The organism is Tolypothrix campylonemoides VB511288_2 (assembly GCF_045999855.1).
In the GTDB taxonomy this organism is placed as follows: domain Bacteria; phylum Cyanobacteriota; class Cyanobacteriia; order Cyanobacteriales; family Nostocaceae; genus Scytonema; species Scytonema bouteillei_A.
Genome location: NZ_JBFPMW010000005.1, coordinates 152,486 through 173,028, shown reverse-complemented (window position 1 = coordinate 173,028; position 20,543 = coordinate 152,486). Strand labels below are relative to the sequence as shown.

General features: G+C 40.5%; 18 protein-coding genes. 10 read left to right on the top strand and 8 right to left on the bottom strand.

Annotation, left to right across the window (positions count from 1 at the left end; translation table 11 throughout):
• The first annotated feature begins 53 nt into the window (after nucleotides 1-53).
• A complete protein-coding gene (locus AB0756_RS17225; protein ID WP_038085563.1) occupies nucleotides 54-671 on the top strand; it encodes a Uma2 family endonuclease in 618 nt (205 codons plus the stop codon).
• Between the two features lie 63 nt (nucleotides 672-734).
• On the opposite strand, the gene AB0756_RS17220 is transcribed toward AB0756_RS17225, so the two are convergent.
• On the bottom strand, nucleotides 735-3,770 hold the full coding sequence (locus tag AB0756_RS17220) for a variant leucine-rich repeat-containing protein (protein WP_038085564.1): 3,036 nt from the start codon (nucleotides 3,768-3,770) through the stop codon (nucleotides 735-737).
• Nucleotides 3,771-4,176: 406 nt separating this feature from the next.
• On the opposite strand from AB0756_RS17220, the gene AB0756_RS17215 reads away from it, so the two are divergent.
• From AB0756_RS17215 to AB0756_RS17195, 5 genes are all read left to right on the top strand, one after another.
• Nucleotides 4,177-4,404 (top strand): AbrB/MazE/SpoVT family DNA-binding domain-containing protein, encoded by a 228-nt coding sequence (locus AB0756_RS17215; RefSeq protein WP_038083433.1) that lies wholly within the window; start codon nucleotides 4,177-4,179, stop codon nucleotides 4,402-4,404.
• Between the two features lie 238 nt (nucleotides 4,405-4,642).
• Entirely contained in the window at nucleotides 4,643-5,593 is a 951-nt protein-coding gene (locus AB0756_RS17210; protein ID WP_038083435.1) for an AAA family ATPase, read from the top strand.
• A gap of 65 nt (nucleotides 5,594-5,658) precedes the next feature.
• On the top strand, nucleotides 5,659-6,984 hold the full coding sequence (locus tag AB0756_RS17205) for a DUF58 domain-containing protein (RefSeq protein WP_038083436.1): 1,326 nt from the start codon (nucleotides 5,659-5,661) through the stop codon (nucleotides 6,982-6,984).
• A 121-nt stretch (nucleotides 6,985-7,105) separates the two neighbouring features.
• A complete protein-coding gene (locus AB0756_RS17200; RefSeq protein ID WP_050045961.1) occupies nucleotides 7,106-7,447 on the top strand; it encodes a hypothetical protein in 342 nt (113 codons plus the stop codon).
• 70 nt (nucleotides 7,448-7,517) lie between these two features.
• Nucleotides 7,518-8,366: a hypothetical protein gene (locus AB0756_RS17195; RefSeq protein WP_038081507.1), complete on the top strand. Its 849-nt coding sequence runs from the start codon at nucleotides 7,518-7,520 to the stop codon at nucleotides 8,364-8,366.
• A gap of 204 nt (nucleotides 8,367-8,570) precedes the next feature.
• Here AB0756_RS17195 and AB0756_RS17190 read toward each other — a convergent pair whose 3' ends face one another.
• From AB0756_RS17190 to AB0756_RS17180, 3 genes are all read right to left on the bottom strand, one after another.
• Nucleotides 8,571-10,667 carry a type I secretion C-terminal target domain-containing protein gene (locus AB0756_RS17190; protein ID WP_038081506.1) on the bottom strand — a complete coding sequence of 699 codons (2,097 nt, stop codon included), beginning with the start codon at nucleotides 10,665-10,667 and terminating at the stop codon, nucleotides 8,571-8,573.
• A gap of 170 nt (nucleotides 10,668-10,837) precedes the next feature.
• Nucleotides 10,838-12,028: an RNA-guided endonuclease InsQ/TnpB family protein gene (locus AB0756_RS17185; protein WP_038081505.1), complete on the bottom strand. Its 1,191-nt coding sequence runs from the start codon at nucleotides 12,026-12,028 to the stop codon at nucleotides 10,838-10,840.
• Between the two features lie 376 nt (nucleotides 12,029-12,404).
• Complete coding sequence (locus AB0756_RS17180; protein ID WP_038081504.1) at nucleotides 12,405-13,364, bottom strand: stage II sporulation protein M; 960 nt, start codon at nucleotides 13,362-13,364, stop codon at nucleotides 12,405-12,407.
• An 80-nt stretch (nucleotides 13,365-13,444) separates the two neighbouring features.
• Between AB0756_RS17180 and AB0756_RS17175 the strand changes: the two genes are divergently transcribed.
• Nucleotides 13,445-14,305: a hypothetical protein gene (locus AB0756_RS17175; RefSeq protein ID WP_038081502.1), complete on the top strand. Its 861-nt coding sequence runs from the start codon at nucleotides 13,445-13,447 to the stop codon at nucleotides 14,303-14,305.
• Between the two features lie 123 nt (nucleotides 14,306-14,428).
• Complete coding sequence (locus tag AB0756_RS17170; RefSeq protein WP_038081500.1) at nucleotides 14,429-15,208, top strand: RDD family protein; 780 nt, start codon at nucleotides 14,429-14,431, stop codon at nucleotides 15,206-15,208.
• A gap of 23 nt (nucleotides 15,209-15,231) precedes the next feature.
• On the opposite strand, the gene AB0756_RS17165 is transcribed toward AB0756_RS17170, so the two are convergent.
• Nucleotides 15,232-15,843: a cobalt-precorrin-8X methylmutase gene (locus tag AB0756_RS17165; protein WP_038081498.1), complete on the bottom strand. Its 612-nt coding sequence runs from the start codon at nucleotides 15,841-15,843 to the stop codon at nucleotides 15,232-15,234.
• Nucleotides 15,844-15,916: 73 nt separating this feature from the next.
• On the bottom strand, nucleotides 15,917-16,714 hold the full coding sequence (locus AB0756_RS17160; RefSeq protein WP_082051724.1) for a DUF1868 domain-containing protein: 798 nt from the start codon (nucleotides 16,712-16,714) through the stop codon (nucleotides 15,917-15,919).
• Nucleotides 16,715-16,803: 89 nt separating this feature from the next.
• Between AB0756_RS17160 and holA the strand changes: the two genes are divergently transcribed.
• Nucleotides 16,804-17,790 (top strand): DNA polymerase III subunit delta, encoded by a 987-nt coding sequence (gene holA, locus AB0756_RS17155; protein WP_038081493.1) that lies wholly within the window; start codon nucleotides 16,804-16,806, stop codon nucleotides 17,788-17,790.
• Nucleotides 17,791-17,903: 113 nt separating this feature from the next.
• Complete coding sequence (locus AB0756_RS17150) at nucleotides 17,904-18,380, top strand: DUF4168 domain-containing protein (RefSeq protein WP_038081490.1); 477 nt, start codon at nucleotides 17,904-17,906, stop codon at nucleotides 18,378-18,380.
• Between the two features lie 660 nt (nucleotides 18,381-19,040).
• On the opposite strand, the gene AB0756_RS17145 is transcribed toward AB0756_RS17150, so the two are convergent.
• Entirely contained in the window at nucleotides 19,041-19,661 is a 621-nt protein-coding gene (locus AB0756_RS17145) for a helix-turn-helix transcriptional regulator (RefSeq protein WP_038081488.1), read from the bottom strand.
• 437 nt (nucleotides 19,662-20,098) lie between these two features.
• Entirely contained in the window at nucleotides 20,099-20,479 is a 381-nt protein-coding gene (locus tag AB0756_RS17140) for a DUF423 domain-containing protein (RefSeq protein ID WP_050045962.1), read from the bottom strand.
• Nucleotides 20,480-20,543 lie beyond the last annotated feature (64 nt).

Genomic DNA, 20,543 nt, shown 5'->3' with positions numbered 1-20,543 from the left:
AAGAGGGTATTGCTTACCCTACTTAATATTTCACAAATCAAAGAGGTGAGAAAATGGCTCTAGCTCGATCCAAACAAATCACTTTTGAAGAATTTATAGCTTGGTATCCAGACAATTCCGAGCGTCGTTATGAACTTCATGATGGAGTAATTGTTGAAATGACACCACCGTCTGGCGAACACGAACAAGTCAAAGGCTTTTTAGCAGGAGAATTAACTGTAGAATTCAAACGTTTAAAACTTCCGTACTTCATTCCCAATCAAGCGATAGTAAAACCTCTAGACAACGAATCAGGATATTTACCTGACATTCTAATATTAAATAGTGACAACTTAGTCAATGAGCCTTTGTGGAAAAAAGAATCGACAGTCTGCCAACCCATATCAATTCCATTAATTATTGAAGTTGTCAGTACTAACTGGCAAGACGACTATTATTTGAAACTAAGCAAATATGAAATGATAGGTATTCCAGAATATTGGATAGTAGACTACGCTGCTTTAGGCGGAAGGAGATTTATAGGTAATCCCAAACAACCAACTATCTCTGTTTACAATTTGATAGAAAACGAGTACCAAGTTACTCTCTTTCGAGATAGCGATCGCATACAATCGGCAATATTTTCCGAATTGGATTTAACAGCGCAACAGATTTTTGATTCTGCGAAGTAAGTACAGTAGGGTGGGAACTTATGTCAGTAGACTGCAAATTTTTGGACACTATTGTAAGTGTAGTTAAGCTGAATCTTGTGTTTTATGAGCAAGATGAGATTTAGCTGTAGCACGAACTATACGGTTAGCGTCTTGGACAAGTTGCTGTAAAATTTCCGTTGGGGTTCTGGGATTTTGAGCTATGGCATATCGCTCCAACCAATACCAAGAACGAAAGTGTTTTGCAAGTAGTGCTTTAGGAGCCATTGGATGTAACAAAACGAACAATCGAGCAAAAGTCAGGCGATCGGAACCTGCATATTGTTCTAGAAGTGCTGATGCAGTTTCTACTTTGCGATCGAGGAGGTTTTTGATAGCGGCTGTTCTCAGCTGCTGGTTTTCTCCTGAATTATTTATGAAACTATTGAGCAAATCAATGGGTGTATGGGGGTTTTGAGCAACAGCCATGCGAACATCAAGGCACGTATCTGCTGCTAATTGTTCTAAAATATTAGCTGGAGTGTTAGAATGACGGGCAACAAGAACGCGAATTGGCAAAGAATTACTACTAGCAAGTTCTGCAAGGCTATCTGCATCAGTTTTCAAATTGTTTACGGCTACAAACTGTTTGATAATATCGCGATCGTCCGCTAGCCAACTCAAACTCAGTATCGCTTCTTCTGCAACAATATAATTTTCATCTTCTATCAATTGCAGCAAAACGTTTACAGGTGTATTTGAGTTATAAGCAACAGTAGCACGAACTTGCCAATGTGAATGTTTTCCCAATAGTTCTAGGGCTTGCTTTGGAGTGTTAGGATGACGGGCAACAACTATGCCCAAGCGCCAATCTTTATCAAGAGCTAATCTTGTAAGTATATCTCCAGATAGGTTTTGGTCTTGAGTAAAATGATAGACAAGATTTACTACCGCTAATTCCCGAACACATTCAACGAATCTACCAGCATATACAATATCTGTTCTACAATCAGCCTTATCTTGTAATAAATTTATAACAAGCATTATGGGAGTATTTGGATTGTAAGCTACAGCTCCACGAACATCTCCATGATTATCTTTTGCAAGTTGCTTGAGAATGCTACTGGATGTTTTGTTGTTGGCAGCAACTGCCTGTCTCACCTTATAGTCTATATCCCGTGCTAACTGCTCTAATATTTCTAAGGGTGTTTTGTTGTTGGTAGCAACTGCCGTTCTAACTGCATAGAATTTATCTTGCGCCAGTTGTCTTACAAGCTCAAAAGTGACATTCGGATGAGAAGCTACCGCAAAACGCACGAATTCTCCATAAGGATAGTTTAATAGCTGCTCCAGTATACTTGTGGGAGTGTCGGTATGTAACTCTATATTAAAGCGATCGTAAGATCCTAATTTTAGCTTAACATCATGGGGACAGAAACAATCAGATCTTAGTATAAAATTAGCGGTTTCTCGAACATGGTTATTGCTATCTTTTGCTAGTTTTTCTAAAGTCATTCTAGAAATATTGGCATTTTGACTGACAAACAAACGCACGTTTACTTCTGAATCTCTGCTCAAATACTCCAAAACACTTTCCGGTACATTTGCATGACAAGCAACAGCTTCACGTACAAAAAAAGTCTTATCTTGAGCTAGTAGTGCTAAAATTTTCCCAGAAGTCTTAGGATTTTTTGCTACAGCATCACGGATATAATCTTTTTCATCTGTTGCTATTCGTTGCAAAATATCTTGTGGTGTTGAAGGATTTTTAGCTATTTTTAGCAAAATAGCTTCATGACGCTTTGCTAATAACTCATTTAATAAATTAACAGTTACATTGGGATTTTCTGCTATTGCTGCACGAACTCTCCAATTTTTTTCTTGACTCAATTTTTCTAAAGTTTGTAAATGAGTATGATGATTGTTTGCTACAGATACTCTAACCTCTTGACTTTTATCTTCCGCCAATTGTTCTAAAATTTTAGTAGAAATCTTGCTATGACTAGCTACTATTTTTCTGACTCTCCAATCGTCATCTCTTGCTAACTGTTCTAAAATTTCTACTGGTGTATTGGCATGATAAGCAACCCGTTGCCGAATCAGTAACCATTGACTTTTAGCAAGTTCTGTCAGTAAATTAACAGTTGCATTTACATCTGCTACTGCTTGTTGCTGTAAGCAGAACTTTTGCAATGCCTTGAAAGATAATTTAGGATGAAGAGTAATTGATTGGCGAACTTCTACAGAATCATCACCCACCAATTGTTCTAATATATTTAAAGGTATGTTTGGGTTTTCAGCAGCGTAACATCGTACATATTTTTTTGGAGATACTGATAGCTGTTCTAAAACTGATAGAGCAGTATATGGATTTTTGGCAATTGTTTCAAGCATTTCTGGCATTAATATTGGCAGTACAAACTCAGGAAGAACACCAATTTCCCACAATAGTTGCTCGTTTGACGAGTTAAGAGTTGTTTTAAGAATTGATGCTTGTACCACTGCATCAATGTCTTCATCAATTTCCTCTACCCAGTTGATATGTAGTTTTGCGGACTCAGCAATTTCAAGGTTACATGAAGCGTCACATGCCTCAAATTCGCCGTCATAGCCGCCGTCCCCCCACATTGGATCTCTTTGAGCAGAAATATAACCTTCTTCTACATCAAAATATTTATTATGAACAATTTTTTCTAAATAATTTTTAGAAGTTTGAGGATTCATAAGGAGTGTCATTAGCACTGTTCGATCGGAATGTTGTGACGCAAAATCAAGTAGTATTTTTGGCACGTTATTCTGCATTAACAAACCTTGCAATGCTTCTACAGATAAATCTTCAAATATATTTGTTTCTTCCAGACAAAGAAGAGGAAAAATTGGATTTTCTAACACTTGTTCCGGGAATTCTTCAGCTAAATTTAGAAAAATATCTTTAGATATATTAGGATTAAGAGCAACTGCTTGACGAATTGTTCGGTCTGGGGATACTGCTAATTTAGAGAGTAATTCAGAGTCAGCACCAGGGTTTTTTGCAACTAACTGAGCAAGAGAGGAACTTTGTTGGGCAAGCTGACGTAGTTCGCTACTAGGTGTAGTGGGATCGCAAGCTCTTTGCTCGGAACTCGGTTTTTGAGTAGACATTATAATAATCTTATATGAAACTTTAATTACCACTTACGAGCAATTGTATTTTAGCAATGCGGATATAAGCTCTGAGAATTACGAGCATTGCCAACAAGCTTGTGAAGAGCTAATGGCTAATTGCTAATGGCTAATTGCTAATGGCTAATTGCTAATGGCTAATGGTTAATGGTTATGGAAAGTCGAGGAACTCGCATTCAACTCTAGCAAAAGCCTTTTGAGGATCTCAAGCTCGAGAAACGCCCAATCACTTTTGTGCAAATAAACTGTCTGAAAAAAGAACCACGTACATACAATAGTCATCAATTGGCTAAAAAATTAGAAAGCGATCGCTAAAAACTTTGGGGAGTTGGTAATTTAAGGCTAAAATTGTAGTTACACTCGTAATTACATTGGGGTAATTTTAATGATCCAGACCTTAAAGTTACACAAAATTGGTAATTCAGTAGGGGTGACATTTTCTAAGGAGTTGTTAGAAAAGCTCAACCTTTTTGAAGGAGATACTTTATTTGTGACGGAAACTGAACATGGAATTCAGCTTAGTCCTTACGATCCTGAATTTGAGAAAGCAATGGCCATTTATCGGGAAGGTAGCCAGAAGTTTCGTCATGCGTTGAAGGAACTGGCTAAGTGAAAAAAACCACGATAGCGAAATTCTAATAAGTGAAGCTCGCGATCGCAAAAAGCCATAGTGTCATTATAGTTATTGACAAAGAAGACAGCGACATAAGAAAAACTCATATAACTACACAGTAGCCAATTAACCCATTCCTAACATATAACAAAAATCAGTATGCTTATGTGAGATAAGTATTATGTCTGTTCTTCACAAACAGATAATTCTTCTATTTTGTGTAATTTTGTATCAATAAATGAATTCAAGCAATCCTGTATTAAATCGCCTTAATCAAGAACTCAATCAAGTTGTTGTCGGTCAATCTACCCTGATACAGCAGTTATTGGTAGCACTGCTAGCAGGTGGACACGTTATTTTGGAAGGAGTACCGGGAACGGGTAAAACTCTTTTAGTCAAAGTGTTGGCGCAGTTCATTCAAGCTGATTTTCGCCGCGTTCAACTGACGCCAGATGTTTTACCTTCAGATATAACAGGTACAAATATTTTTGATTTGACGACCCGCAGTTTCAGCTTAAAAAAGGGACCGGTGTTTACAGAAGTATTGCTTGCAGACGAAATAAACCGTACTCCCCCAAAAACGCAAGCAGCACTGTTGGAAGCAATGGAAGAGACGCAAGTCACGCTAGATGGTGAAAGCTTGCCTTTGCCAGATTTATTTTGGACGATCGCAACGCAAAATCCCCTAGAGTTTGAAGGGACGTACCCTTTGCCAGAAGCTCAGTTGGATAGATTTTTATTTAAACTGGTGGTCGATTACCCAGATCAAGCTGCAGAAAAGCAAATGTTACTCAATCGTCAAGCAGGATTTGCCGCACGACGAATGGATATTTCTGGTTTGCAACCAGTCGCAACCGTAGAGCAAATTTTGGAAGCCCGACAAGCTGTTAGAGAAATCAAAGTTTCTGAGGCGACGATTGACTATCTTTTGGCATTGGTAAGATCGTCGCGACAGTATCCCGATTTAACATTAGGTGCATCCCCTCGTGCGGCTGGTTCTTGGTTGCAAACATCCCAAGCAGCTGCCTATCTAGCAGGAAGAGATTTTGTCACTCCTGATGATGTAAAATCTGTTGCACCTCCTTTGTTGCGCCATCGTTTCATCCTTAAACCAGAAGCAATGCTAGATGGGGTACAAATTGATGGGGTTATTTCATCAATTTTGAATAAAGTTCCAGTCCCAAGGTAAAACGAAATCAATAGTAGTGAATTATATTCGCCAAAACTTTGCGGAAATCTTCTAAATAAGCATTTATGGTTCCATCTAAGCGAGTTTATTTCTTATTAATATTAGGAATTTTTATTGCACCAACCATAGCCATCTTTCTTGGCGTTCCAAATAGCATCTTGTTGACTTTGCTGTTTGATGTAGCAGTGCTGGTGTTAATGCTTGTCGATGGTTTGCAAGTGCGACGCCACCGAGTGCAGGTAACGCGGGAGTTACCATCAAGATTGTCCATTGGGCGGGATAACCCAGTTGTTCTTAAAGTCAAATCGGGAAATGCTACAGCAACTCTTCAAATCCGCGACTTTTACCCAACTGAATTTGGAGTATCTGTAGCACTTCTAAATGCTACTGTCCCCAGTAACAGTCATCAAGAACTGACTTACACGGTTCACCCAAGTCAACGTGGAGAGTTTTCTTGGGGTGATATCCAAATCAGACAACTCGGTGCTTGGGGTTTAGCTTGGGATAATAGAAAGATTCTTCACAGTTTGAAAGTTAAAGTGTATCCCGATCTGATAGGGTTGCGATCGCTTTCCATTCGCCTGACACTACAATCTTCTGGAGTCAACCGCCAATCCCGACAGCTGGGGATCGGTACTGAGTTTGCCGAACTGCGTAACTACCGCATGGGCGACGATTTGCGGTTTATTGATTGGAAAGCTACAGCCCGTCGCGTGGGTACTCATGGCAATACACCCCCTTTAGTTAGGGTTTTGGAACCAGAACAAGAACAAACTTTGCTCATTTTGCTTGACCGGGGAAGGTTAATGACTGCACGAGTGCAAGGTTTGCAAAGATTTGATTGGGGCTTGAATGCGACATTATCCCTAGCTTTGGCTGGATTGCAACGAGGCGATCGCGTAGGCGTAGGGGTCTTTGACCGTCAAATGCATTTGTGGATTCCTTCAGAAAGAGGTCAACATCACTTGAGCCATCTTATAGATCGCCTGACTCCCATTCAACCCGTATTACTAGAATCTGATTATGTAGGTGCAGTCACGAGTGTTGTGCAGCAGCAGTCCCGGCGTTGTCTTGTGGTTGTCATTACCGATTTAGTTGATGTGACTGCTTCTGTGGAACTTCTTGCAGCACTCACCAGACTGACACCCCGCTATCTACCCTTCTGTGTCACCCTGCGCGATCCGCTTGTTGACCGCATAGCACACACACCAGAAAGTGAAGTCACGGCTGCTTATACCCGTGCTGTCGCCTTGGATTTATTGGCACAAAGGCAAGTCGCATTTGCCCAGCTCAAACAAAAAGGGGTATTGGTACTTGATGCACCTGCAAGTCAAATAAGTAACCAATTAGTCGATCGCTATCTAGGACTCAAAGCACGCAATTTATTGTGATTTTACATTTATAAAGTTTGCGTGTGCTCTCAGTATTCTTTCCGAAACCGCCGAAAGCCCCAGTGTAGATACGGATAGATTGATTTAATAAAACGCACCGAACTATCTATACTGGAGTCCTATGAAAAACCTTCTAACACAACAACCCAAATTCAACACCCGCAACGTTGTGAAGTTAGGCTTGATTTCGTTGGCGCTCTCTCTGTCACTAGGAACTTATACTCGAGCATATGCTGAAGAAGTTGAAGTTCTATCGATTCCACCTCAAGAAGCATTCTTTATAGAAGATAAGACAGCAACAACTTCCGGTAACGATGAAGCGCCTTCACAAGGTGTTACAACCTCCACCGATGAGACAACATTGCCGGATATGCCCCACAATACAGAACACTTGCAAAGCTCTGGAAATACAGCTAACGCAGTGCCTGCAACGTCTCAAACCTCGAGCCAAGTACAAATGTAGAATTTACACCGATCGCGGAGGATTGTTGCAATGGTTATGATGGATTGTTCGTTGTTTGAATTTTAATTGAATGCAGCAGCTTAGCATCGGTAATGTTGTTAACTTAAGTTTTTATTTATACCGCTCTCACTTAAAACAGTATTTTCAATTAGCATTCACTGCACATTTATGGGTGTTAGTTCCCATTTACGGTTGGGCTAAATTTTATGCGATCGCTGGTTTAATATCTCGTTTAGCTTTTCAAGATTTAATCGGTCATCCAGAAACTATTCAAGCTGCAAAAAGCCACGTAAATCGTAACTTTTGGAAGTTTTTATCAACAGTCATAATTGTTTTTTTAACAGTCTGTATACTATTTTTGGTCTTTTATATCTTATCTTCTCTAATTGCTGGACTTCTCTTCATAATCATTTCTTTGGTTACAGGCTCTTCGCCAAGAACGATGGCAAATCCATTTAGTAGTTCTTTATTTCTCGCAATTATAGTACCAACAGTTACTGCTATATACGTTAGCCCTTTTTGGTTTTATACTTACTTTTTTGTTACAGATTTACCTTTAGTTTTAGACAAGATCAACTCCTTTCAAGCCATTAATAGAAGCTGGAAGCTCACCAGAGGTCACATTAAACGTATTTTAGGAATTATTTTTATTTCTCTATTGATAACATTCCCTCTACTCACGTTATCTTGGTTTGTTTGCAGTTTATTGATAGGAGGATTTTTAGGTATATTTTTTCAATTTTTCTTAAATAATCCTAACAATGATTCTTCTTTAGGATTCTTATTGTTTTTTGTATTAAATACAGTGACAGGAATCTTAACAATGCCTTTTTGGCAATCAGTCAAAGCTGTTGTTTACTACGATATTCGCTGTCGTAAAGAAGGTTTGGATTTGAAGATAGTGAGCCGTAAAGTTTAACTCATTTTGGCTACTTTCGCTTCCACAATGAGCCTCTTAAATAGGGAGCATCCCAATGAGTGAAAAAACACGCCTGCGATTGAAATCACGCCTATTATACAAACGCTCGTCCGCCTGTAAGGACTTTATTTAAAGCCTGCGCAGGCAGGCTTTGTTTGTGTAGCCCCAGAATTCTATTCTGAGGCAAATTTGGGATACTCCCCACTAAACAACAATAAAGTTGTTTGCACTCAATTGAGAGACGTTAACTTTTTCCAACACCAAGAAGTTATCAAACTTACTAAATTTGGTATCGCCATCCCTGTCAATACGAACTGCTGTACCGGAAGCAACTTGTTTTAATTCAACGTATTTGGAGAATCGTTGCGATGAGTTGTCATACATCGAGCTGTTGAAGATGCGACGCAAGTCGATAGTATCCTGAGTGGGGTCAAAATCAACAATTGTGTCTCCTCCTTCTTTCAAGCTGTTGTAGACAAAGCGATCGCGACCCTTACCACCGGAAAGCCGATCTTCTCCTTCACCACCGATGAGATAGTCATTCCCCTGACCACCCCAAAGACGATCTTTGCCCGAACCCCCAATCAAAACATCAAAACCTTCTCCTCCTACAAGTGTGTCATCACCCTTGCCACCGTTGAGGATATCGTTCCCTTGTTTCCCTCGCAAGGAGTCATTGCCACCTTTGCCATTTAAGATATCGTTGTTATTGGTACCATTCAATTCGTCGTTCCCATCAGTTGCCTTTGCGTCTTTGATAGGAAGAGGGGTGGTACTGGGGTTACTATGAGTTTCAATGAAGTCTTGCAGCGCTTCCCACTTTGAGGAAGTAGGTTGGTAAAGGTGTTCCAAAGCACCCCAAGAACCCCATTTATTTGGCGTGCCAATATCAGAAAAATTCACAAACGCGCTACCATCGGTCAGCTTATCCCAACTCTCTAGGTACTTGCCATACAGCTCTCCCATACGGGGATCGCGGTTGGCATTGATAAACATTTTCATAATGGCTTCATTGTTCTCGACGCCTTTGATGCCAACTAAGTGCTGTCCCCCTTCATAGGCAACTAAATTTACACCATATTTATCAGTGATTTCTTTATTGTTGGTGATGTGCTCCAGTGTTTTTGGCAGTGCAGTCTTATTCAAGTAGTCAAAAACTTTCGCTAAACCACCATCTGATTGCTTTGTCCAACTCTCTACTTCAGCTTCTTGTTGCGGTGATACATTGAATCCAACATAGGGAGCAATACCAACAGCATCAACTGTGAAGTTGGGATCGTAGGCTTGCACTTTCTTCATCAATTGCTCGGTAACCCACGGGTTTGCAGCTTGGCTACCGAGGACTGTCACGACACGATCTTTCTCGTTGCCAAACTCCTTATCCCAAATATCACCTACCTGTTCGGTACGGCGGCTTTGCCAATCCAACCAGTCGCCACCAATTTTTTTTCCTTGCTCGTTTGCCCAATGAAATTGCTCGAACTGAGAATTCCAAACCTCATTGGAATATTCCACGTAAACTTTGAGCTTTGGATCGAGCTTTTCTTTGACGATCTTGGCAAAGTTGGCGACATACTCATCTGTGGCTTGATGGGGAATTGTAAACCAAGGATTTGCTCCCGTTTTATTTGCCAGTTCCACCATCACTTCTACTGGCACGCCTTTATTGCTGTAAGTGTAGTTTGACGTTGCCGTTGTTGGTCGATTCTTCCACTCGCCTTGGTCGGAACCATTAGTTCCCATCCAATCCATAAACCTGAGTGTAGAAAAATTATCAATTTTCTCTACAAAGGTGGGATTAAAAATTTGGGTCTTGTAAGTTTTTTCGTAAGCTTCCGGTACGATGCGAACATTGCGAATGTAATTTCCCGTACCGTTGGGATCTGTTTCGGTCAGTTTCAGATAAATGCCCGAACCTGAAGGATTGACATCAATAACATCTCGACCTGGCTTGGAACTCGCTGCATCTAGTTTGGCATCAAATCCATACTCCAATTTACCTTCGCCTTCGTACAGCACCACATATTTGCCCCCAGGATAATTTTCTTTTACCCCAGGAGCAAGGGAAATGCGATTGATTAACGTTGCAACAGAAGTGTACTGGGGATTTGGGTCTCCTACCTTGGGTAATGATTTTACCCAACCATTCTCATCCAAGTTGAGTTTTATATCGCTTCCAGCATTCCAGAGTCCCGGCTTCTGTGGAAACCACGAGGCAGCTGTTTTGAAGACATCTAAAAATGGTAGTTCACTGGACCAGTAAGAAACTCCACTAAGATTTGTACCTAAAAGGCTCGACACGATCGATCTCCTTGAGTAACGTCAGTTGGTAGAAGCCGTTATAAAAGACCTACTCAAAGCTAATCAATGCTAGACATTTCTCGTCACTGGTATCTAGCTTTCACTTTGATGCTTAATTCCTGCTTCACTCTGGTGATGTCGGCATCCTCCAGTCCACAGGCTCACACTGCCTAACTAGCAGCGATGGACGAATAATTCTTAAGGTTGATTGCAGCGTTCAAGTCTCTGTTTAAACTCAGACCGCAATCACACTCAAAAGTCCTTTCTTTAAGAGACAGTTCTTTTTTAACTGTTCCACACTTGGAGCAAGTCTTAGAACTGGGGAACCATCTATCAGCAATGACAAGCTTTGAGCCATACAGTTCGCACTTGTAGGTTAGCTGTCTACGAAATTCAAAAAATCCCATATCTTGAATGCTTGCTGCTAGCTTGCCGTTAGCCATCATGCCTGATACGTTCAAGTCTTCAATAACTATTACACCGTGGTTCTTGGCTAATAATGTGGTCAACTTGTGTAATGTATCTTTTCGGATGTTGGCTATCTTTCTATGCAGCCTAGCTACTTGCATTTGGGCTTTTTTCCAGTTAGCTAAGCCTTGAATTTTATGGCGATTCAGCCATTGCATTCTAGCTAACTTGTCTTTGTATTTTTTGTACGATTTAGCTCCTTCAATAATCTCACCAGTGGACAATGTTGCTAAATTCAAAACACCAAGGTCAACGCCTACAATGCTGACATTGAGTGATTCTTGTTGCGAAGTCTGCCGGATAGAATCTTCTACCCGGAGAGCTTCGCGTGGTACATCAAACCTGAGTGAAATAAACCATCTATCAGCTTCACGACTGATGGTGACTGATTTCGGTTGAACTTGGGGTGAGACAGCCCTGCAGGCGGGAAACCCGCCGTAGGGGACTGCGAACCCGAAGGGAAGTCGTTCATAGGTTTTCAATACACCAATCTTTGGAACTTGAATTTTACAATTCCCGAGAATTTTGACAGTGCCTTCTAAAGTAAAATTGTCGTGCTGTCCTTTCTTTTTAAATTGTGGAACTCCTTTCTTCTTTTCAAAACAATACTTCCAAGCAATTCTCAACGCTCTTAGAGCTCCTTGTGGTGTAGATTTAGAACATTCGTAATACCAAGGGCACTCTGATTTTACTAATGCTACTAACCATTTATGTAAGTCAATTGCCGTCGGAAACTTGATTTTCTCTGTAGGATTTTCTTCGTTCCAATCAAGAATTTGCTTGGTTAAACCTAATCCCCAGTTCCACGCATGACGTGCCACACCACAATGTTTTAGTAACTCTGTTCGCTGTTGGTTATTTAATTTCAATTCTGTCTTAAAACCTAACAGCATTTACTTGACTCCATTAACAACTTGTGTCATACCATCAATTAATTTCTGGTTTTTCTTGCTACGTGAACATAATTATCATTATACAGCCAAGGGTAACTATTTGAGTCTATTTAAATTTTGTATTATTTTTTCTCAAAATATATTAATTCACAATGACTGGGTGTTGCAGTATGCTCGCGCAAATTTGGGATGCGCGAGCATTGTCACCTGAAAAACTTTCCACTGACATTCCCCTAAAGCTTAGCAGGCAATAAGTTCCTGCATTATTCATTTCTGTTTAATTCAGGTTAGATTTGAGAAGTGATATTAGTCAAATCACCGCATTTTTAAAAAATTCGAGGATTTTCCAGACCCTGACAATTTATTTTGACAAATGTTAAATAGCTTTTTGCCGACGGCTGAAATAAGCTACTAAAAACACAAATAATCCCATGCCCACAATATACTTCACCGGATCTGGCACAGAGGGATTGGGAGAGAAAAATCCTTCAATGATACCAGCAACAACTAACATTGGTACAATCCCAAAAACTAGCTGTACTGCCTTAGAACCATAGAACTTAAGCGCATCCATGCGGCGGTATTTACCGGGAAATAAAATGGCTCTTCCTATTAAAAAACCTGCCCCACCTGCTAAAAAGATTGCAGGTAACTCTAACGCTCCATGTGGCAAAACAAAAGCCCAAAATGGATACGCAAGATTATTTTGCCCCACAAGTGTAGCAATGGCACCAATTAACAAGCCGTTAAACACCATCAAGTAAGCCGTGTAAAATCCGGCTGTCATCCCACCTGCAACAGCACCAAAAGATACCGACAGATTATTGATTGTAATACCGCTTGAAGCTAAAGGTTCAATACCCACGATCGACCCCATCCAAAGTTTATGCTCGTCTCGCACCATTTTGATTAACCGTTCTGGCACTACACCAGACAAAAAAGCCGGATCATGCCATGCGTACCACCAAGCGACTAATGCTCCTAATAAAAACGTCCCGAAAGCTGCAGCAATGTAGGGAAAGGTTTGCTGCACGAGTGATGGTAGTCCCCAACGATAAAATTGCAGCACTGCTTGCCATTCCTGACGGCGCGAACCTTGATAAATTTGTGCATAGGCTCTGTTTGTTAAAAGATGTAAATTTTGTAGTAATGTGTTACCAAGTTGCTGGGTGCGGGCGCGTGCCAAATCTGCAGCAACCGAGCGATACAAACTTGCTAATTCTCTAATTTCACTGGAATTCAGCGATTTTAACCCTTTTTTCTCAACCTGGCTTAATAAGGCATCAAGACGCTGCCAATTTGGTTCTCGTCGAGCAATCCAACGTTGAATATTCATAAAGTTTGGGAATACTAAGTATTAATTAACTTAAGATAGCCTCAAATTCACTGCTCCACTCGATCGGCGTCTTTGAAATTATGTCCTATAATCCCGGTTCTCCGAGCCCCATACAACCTCTCAGTCTTGGTAACGTTGTCAGTGCAGGACTGAAATTATACAGTTCTCATCTTAAGTCTTATCTTACGCTGGCATCTATTGCGTATTTATGGATATTTGTACCTGTCTATGGTTGGGCAAAATGTTCGGCTAATTTGGCTTTAATATCCCGTTTGGCATTTGGTGAATTAGTCAGTCAACCCGAAAGCGTTGAAAGCGGTCGTCGTTTTGTGAATTCTCGACTGTGGCAATTTTTAGTTATGGGCTTATTAATGTTTGCCATTGGTATGGGATTGGCTATAGTTATAATCATCCCCTTTGCTATTTTTGGTGGAATTTTAACTGGGATGTTTGTTGCAAGTCAGACAAGTGGCGCAGCTGTCAATCCTGTAGTTGTCATGACAATTTTATTATTAGTACTTCTTTTGATCCCACTTATTGCAGGAGCTATATTGTGGGTACAAGCCCGGTTTTGTCTTGTTGAAATTCCCCTTGCTATTGAAGATAATGTTGATGGAACTTCAACTATCAGTCGAAGCTGGGAATTAACAAAAGGACATGTGTGGCGAATTGCGGCTATATTATTTGTTGCCTATTTAATTACTTTTCCCATACAACTTCCGTTTACTTTTGTGAGTGCCATTATTCAAGGAATATCAGAGGCTATAGTCCGGGATAATCCGGGCTACGCCATACTCTTATCTTTGCTACGTCTAGTTATTACTTTGATTGGTGGTGCTTTGGTCGTTCCATTTTGGCAGTCAATTAAAGCGGTTATTTACTATGACTTGCGAAGCCGTCGTGAAGGATTGGGCTTGAGAATACGAGATTCAGAAATTTAAACAATGGCTTTCCGGGTTTATTAGTTCCCTTCGCCCGGACACCTGCTAACAGGACTGGATTTACCAGTGACTGATGGCAAATAACGCTCCTCACTCATTCATTTTCATTATGTCAAATTACTTATGCATATATTTAATCGTGTAAAATTTCGTACACCGGAAAGTGTGGAATTAGAATTTACTCTAGCTGGTATTGGCAATCGTGCGTGGGCGTTACTGATTGACTATCATGTTTTAGCTGCAATTATGGTGGCGTTAATTGTTACGTGGACAACGGTATCCGTCCAATTGAGCGCGATCTGGACATCTATTTTTGGTAGCAAAGCCGCTCTCTGGTTGATTGCGATCGCATCCCTCTTTGGCTTTACAATTTATGCAGGATATTTTGTAATTTTTGAAACACTTTGGCAAGGCCAAACTCCTGGTAAACGAGTTGCCAAGATTCGCGTTGTTCGAGATGATGGTAGACCTGTAGGGTTGCCACAAACGACATTGCGTGCTCTGCTAAGACCGATTGATGAGTTTTTATTTATTGGTGCTTTTCTGATTATGTTTGCTCGAAGTGAAAAGCGTGTGGGAGATTTAGCAGCCGGTACAATTGTCATTCAAAATCAAACTGTACCTGCGTCGAGGACTTTTACTTTATCAGAACAGGCGAAGCAAGAGGCAGATAAATTGCTACAAGCTACCGATTTCTCAGTCATACTACCAGATGATTTTGCTGTGATTAAAGAATATTTGCACAGACGAGGTGGTATGACAGCAAAAGCAAGAGCTTCAGTCGCTTTGCGACTTGCTAAAGATGTTCAAGAAATTCTTCATTTGGAGACAATACCTGAAAACACGTCCTCTGATGTGTTTTTGGAAGCGACGTATATTGCTTATCAAAATTTTCGGGGCTAGTAACTTCTAGTCGCTACCAACGACTAACACTCCCAAGCCAGGGTAATTAAAGCATTAACAATCGCAGCAGCAACTGGAGAACCGCCTTTGCGCCCTTCCACTCGAATTTGATGCACGGTAGTATTTGCCAGTGCAGCTTTTGACTCTACAACAGAAATAAAGCCCACAGGAGCACCAATCACTAAAGCAGGAAGTTGCACTGAAGGTGTTGTCAATTGTTGGCAAAGGGCGAGTAAAGCTGTAGGAGCATTACCAATGGCAAAAATTGCTTCTGGGAATTCCTTATAGCATTGCAATAAACCAGTTTCCGTGCGTGTTTTGCCTGGAAGTGGTGTTTGAGCAATTTCCACAGCACTTATTAAAGGATTGCCAAAGGTTTGGGCTACTAACCCTGCAACTCCTTGCTTGACCATACCGACATCAGTCACGATGGGGACACGTCGATGTAGAGCTTCGATTCCCACTTGGATCGCTTTTTCGGAAAATTGTATGAGGTGCTTGAACTCAAAATCAGCGGTGCTGTGAATAACCCGGCGAACGATGGCGTACTCAGCACTGGTAAAATTATGGTCGCCAATTTCGCTGTCAATGACAGCAAAACTCTGTTCCATAATCGGATGGATGGGCAAATTCATTTGAAAACTATGTTAGTGGTTAGTGGTTGGTGGTTAGTGGTTAGTAGCTATCAACTAACCACTAACGACTAACTCATCCGAAATTCAATATTGGCCAATCTGGTTCCCGATAATAGCGAGTCATATCGTCAAATTTTCGTAACTCAGCACGGTGTATGAGAAATGCGGGTGCATTTTCTATCAATTGCTGATTGAGATTGTCAAATATGGAAGCTAAGTTATCGCGCTCTACACTGGGGGAAACGTCCCCGAAGTATCCTAAAGTAACGTGTGCTGTTAAGTGATAGTGTTGTTCAATTCCTAATGGCAGAAGATTGGAGTTTTGATAAATTGTGCGACGAAAGTTAATAATTTGCTCGTAGGAGTACTTATCTTGAGGTACTAAACATATACCTATAGCTCTTGGCATAACTGTTAGCCCTTGCATTTGCCAGCGTATTGGTTGAGATGGGGGTGTTATTGATTGCTGGTACTGTTGGAAAATTCCCGCAAAGAGCGATCGCAACTGCTCGTCGAACTTTGGATTCTTTTCACAAGCGTCTCGGTAAGCACTATCCCAAATTAAATCCGCCAGCGTCAAATGAAAGCTAGCAGGAGGAACGGGTACGATCGTTTCCGTGTTGTTGACAGGTAACTTTAAAAGTTCCTCTTGGTAGTTTTGTAAATATTTGTAGAAATCTGTGTTTTGTGAGTCCTCTTCTTGGGGAGGGGTTATAACTGTATAACCGGGAAAAGGGACTGCTTTTCTTCCTCCAGTCGGAAGCGGCTGAAATTTGGAAGATTCCTGAATATGCTGAATTTGTGTTCTGTAGGCTTCTAACAGCGTCATCCGCGCTACTCTATTTAAGTAAGTTTGATAGTTGTCGTCCAACCTATATATCCTCGCACTCTCACGCTTATTGATTGTAGGCAACAGCAGTCAACTTCACTACTTGATTTAAGAAGTATTTAGTTTTTGATATGCCAATCCATGTCTACTGGGGAGAGGATGATTTTGCCATCGAAAAAGAAGTTTCTCTCCTGCGCGATCGCCTACTCGATCCATTATGGGCTAGTTTTAACTACACTGTAGTGTCAGATGAGGACACAGATGCGCCAATCCAAGCCTTAAATCTAGTCATGACACCGCCATTTGGTGCAGGTGGTCGTTTGGTATGGCTTCCAAATAGTACCATTTGCCAGCAGTGCCCGGAAAGTTTACTTTCTGAATTGGAAAGAACTTTGCCTGTCATTGCTCCTAACTCCTACTTATTGCTAACAAGCGGCAACAAGCCTGATGAGCGTCTCAAGTCTACCAAACTTCTGAAAAAGTTTGCTGAATTTCGAGAATTTTCTCTGACGCCACCTTGGAAAACGGAAGCCCTGATACAATCCGTCAATCAAGCCGCCCAAACTGTAGGTGTCAAACTGACGCCTGGGGGTGTGGAGATGTTAGTAGAAGCAGTGGGAAATGATACACGCTTACTATATAACGAACTCGAAAAACTACGGCTTTATGCTGAGGGTAGCACGAAACCTTTAGATACAGACGTTATCGCTCAGTTAGTTAGAAATACGACTCAAAGTAGCTTAAAATTAGCAGAAGCAATTAGAACAGGAGACACAGTTCGAGCTTTGATGATTTTGACAGACTTGATCGATGCTTGCGAACCCCCTTTACGGATCGTGGCTACCCTCATCGGTCAGTTTCGCACTTGGTTGTGGGTTAAGCTGATGGTGGAAAGCGGAGAACGCAATCTGCAAGCGATCGCTAAGGCTGCAGAAGTAGCCAATTTTAATCGAGTTTATTTTTTGCAGAAAGACGTTAAGTTTATCTCTGTAAAACAACTGATCTCCTGTTTACCGATACTACTGGATTTGGAAGTTAGTCTCAAACAGGGAAACTCAGAAACATCAGTACTACAAACTAAAGTCATAGAACTTTGCCTAGTCTGTCGGGGAAAATAACATTAGAAATCAGGGATAGTACAGAAGAGTACACCTTTTGTGGAACTTCTTTCTCACAAAATAATTCAGAGTAAATTAAGATATCCCCGCTGTAGTTGTTTTGTATAAAGCTGATGAAGAAAATTTCCCATCGATTGCTCCGACTTAATCTAATTCGGATACTCTCCCAGTCTATTTTTGTGGGCTTTATTGCTACTGCTAGTTTAGTTTCTAGTGTTTGGATCTTAAACTCAAAAGCTTACGCTCAAAATCCGCCAACAGTCACTTCCAATGAAGTAACCAGCTACGCCAAAACAATGTTAACAATGGAACCCTTGCGCCAACAGGCTTTTGATGAAATTAAAAAGATGGTTGGTAGTAAAGATGTTCCTCAAATAGTTTGCAACAATAAAAACAGTTTTAATAGTTTGCCAAACAAAGCTAAAGATATTGCAGTGAATTATTGCCAGCGCTATCAAAAAGTTGTTGAAGATAATGGAATGACTATTGATAGATTCAACCAAATTACTTTAGAAGTTCAAAATAATGAGGAATTAAAACGGCAAATATACAATACATTACTGCGATTGCAAAAGAATCCCCAATCATAATCAATGATTTTTTTAAGAGTTGAATAACTGACTGTTAGACCCGTCTTGCTACGATCCAATCGTACTTGGCTCGAGATGGATATTGACAGGCGTCGCGCACAATATTTGTCTTGAAATGACCCTTCTCTAATCTCTAACCCCTAATTCCTGACCCCTATTGTTTCTGGAAATCACTCTTCCGGAGTTCCTATTTTCAACATTAAGGTAAAAAGTCAAAAGTCAGTATCGAGTTGACTTTTGACTGAGTATGAAAGATATCCCGTTTCTGTAGTAGACCTCTTGTAAAATTACCCAATGACTGCGATCGTAAAACTACAAAGACACGATTCACCTAAATTGCTTGTAGATAAGAACTACAGAGAAGGAGTCATGAAATGTGTAGATTCAGACTTTAGCCTCAAAGGGTACGTTAATGTTTACAAGGTATCTAAGATTACAAGATAAAGGATTATTATCTGTGAGGGTAGTACCCGTAAGGGTAATGTTTAATTTGAATTTTTTTAAAATTACCCATCTCAACTGAATGAACTGGAACTGGTTGTCGAGCGCTAGCGAGTGGTGTTGTTAATTTCATAAATTTGTAGTTGCGCTGTGGCTAACACCACTCTTGTGCGAACAGCATCGTAGAAATCAGTTACAGCTCGGACCGACCGAGCAAAATTAATCTGAGAGGTCGTTAGTATCGCTGTTATGCCGTTTTGCATGAATGTTCTTCATATGTTTTTTGACGGTATTCACAGTAATGTAAAGCTGGTTAGCGATTTCTTTGTAGCTGAATTTAGCCCGATAAAGACACCAAATTTCAGCTTCACGCGGTGTTAGGTCATATTTTTTAATCTCTGTAAGAGCAATATTCTTGAGAGATTCATATCTATTTTCAATAGTGACTAAAAAGCAAGAATGATGCAATCTATCTATGTTTAACCATCTGATACGTACTCGAAAAACAGTTGCTTTATCTAAAGCTATTTCATTAGACAAAACGATAGATTCTTCTGGAAAAAAGTTTTTATTTTCTAGTAATGATTTGCATAGGCTCCAAATAGCAGTTGGTACAACATCAGAGCAAGCACTGTTTTTGTTTAATTGAGCTAGAATATGATGAGCTGATGTATTAGCGTGAATAAGTTCGCCTGTTTTTGTTAATATCAAAATCCCGTCTTGTAAACTTTCAATCACTTCTTGTAGAAAAGAAGCTGCTTGTACATCATAAGATGGAGTGTCATATGGTTGTTGAGTTTGAACTAGTTTTGTTGGGAAGGTTTTTGTTATCGTTATCATATAAGGTAACTCTTCTTGCTCACCACTGTTGATTTAATAGTTTCATTTAAATTAAGATATGCACCCTGACGCGTAGTCGTTTACCTTTAAGTCATTACAATAGAAAATTAAAAAAATGTATTCGCTATTACACGGTATTTTCCGATCCCAAGTTTCTCAAAAATTTCGCAGTTTTTATGAAGACAATTTTAAATACAAGTCTGAGATCGCCTATTTCGGATGTATGTAAGTAGTCTTCATGGACTGCGTAGATCGCAGCACAAAAAAGGCGTTGGGTATTGACACGCAAACAATACCCAACGCCAGTGAAAACTACAAAATTCAACAATTAAATGAGCGTGTTAACAGTTGCTCGAAAACTGAGTTAGGTCGCAACACAACTTGTATTCCAGACCTGAAGGGGAAACACCCGACCCACACGCAGACGAACAAATTTCCTAAAACTTCAAACTCCAAGCAGCGAAAGCCAAAGCACCCCACCCAGCAATTAAAGCAGCACCTCCTAGCGGTGCAATTGCTCCTAAAGACTTCACTCCACTTAAGCTCAAAGCATACAAGCTGCCTGAGAAAATGGCAATACCAATAATAAACAGCCATCCACTCGCTAAAAGAGTAGGTGATGGTGAGTCCGTGCGAGTGAGTAACAGTGCCACTACCAAGAGTGCAAGAGCATGGTACATTTGGTAGCGAGCACCAATTTCAAAGATTTCTAGCGATCGCTCGCTGATTTTTTCTCGCAGTGCATGAGAGGCAAAAGCACCTGAAGCTACAGACAAACCTCCCAATACAGCTGCCAAGCTTAAAAAAAGTCGTGTCATACAAAGGAAACAATGTAAAGTATAGAGGATGAGGTTAAGAGCCGACAGATTCCATTGTCATCCT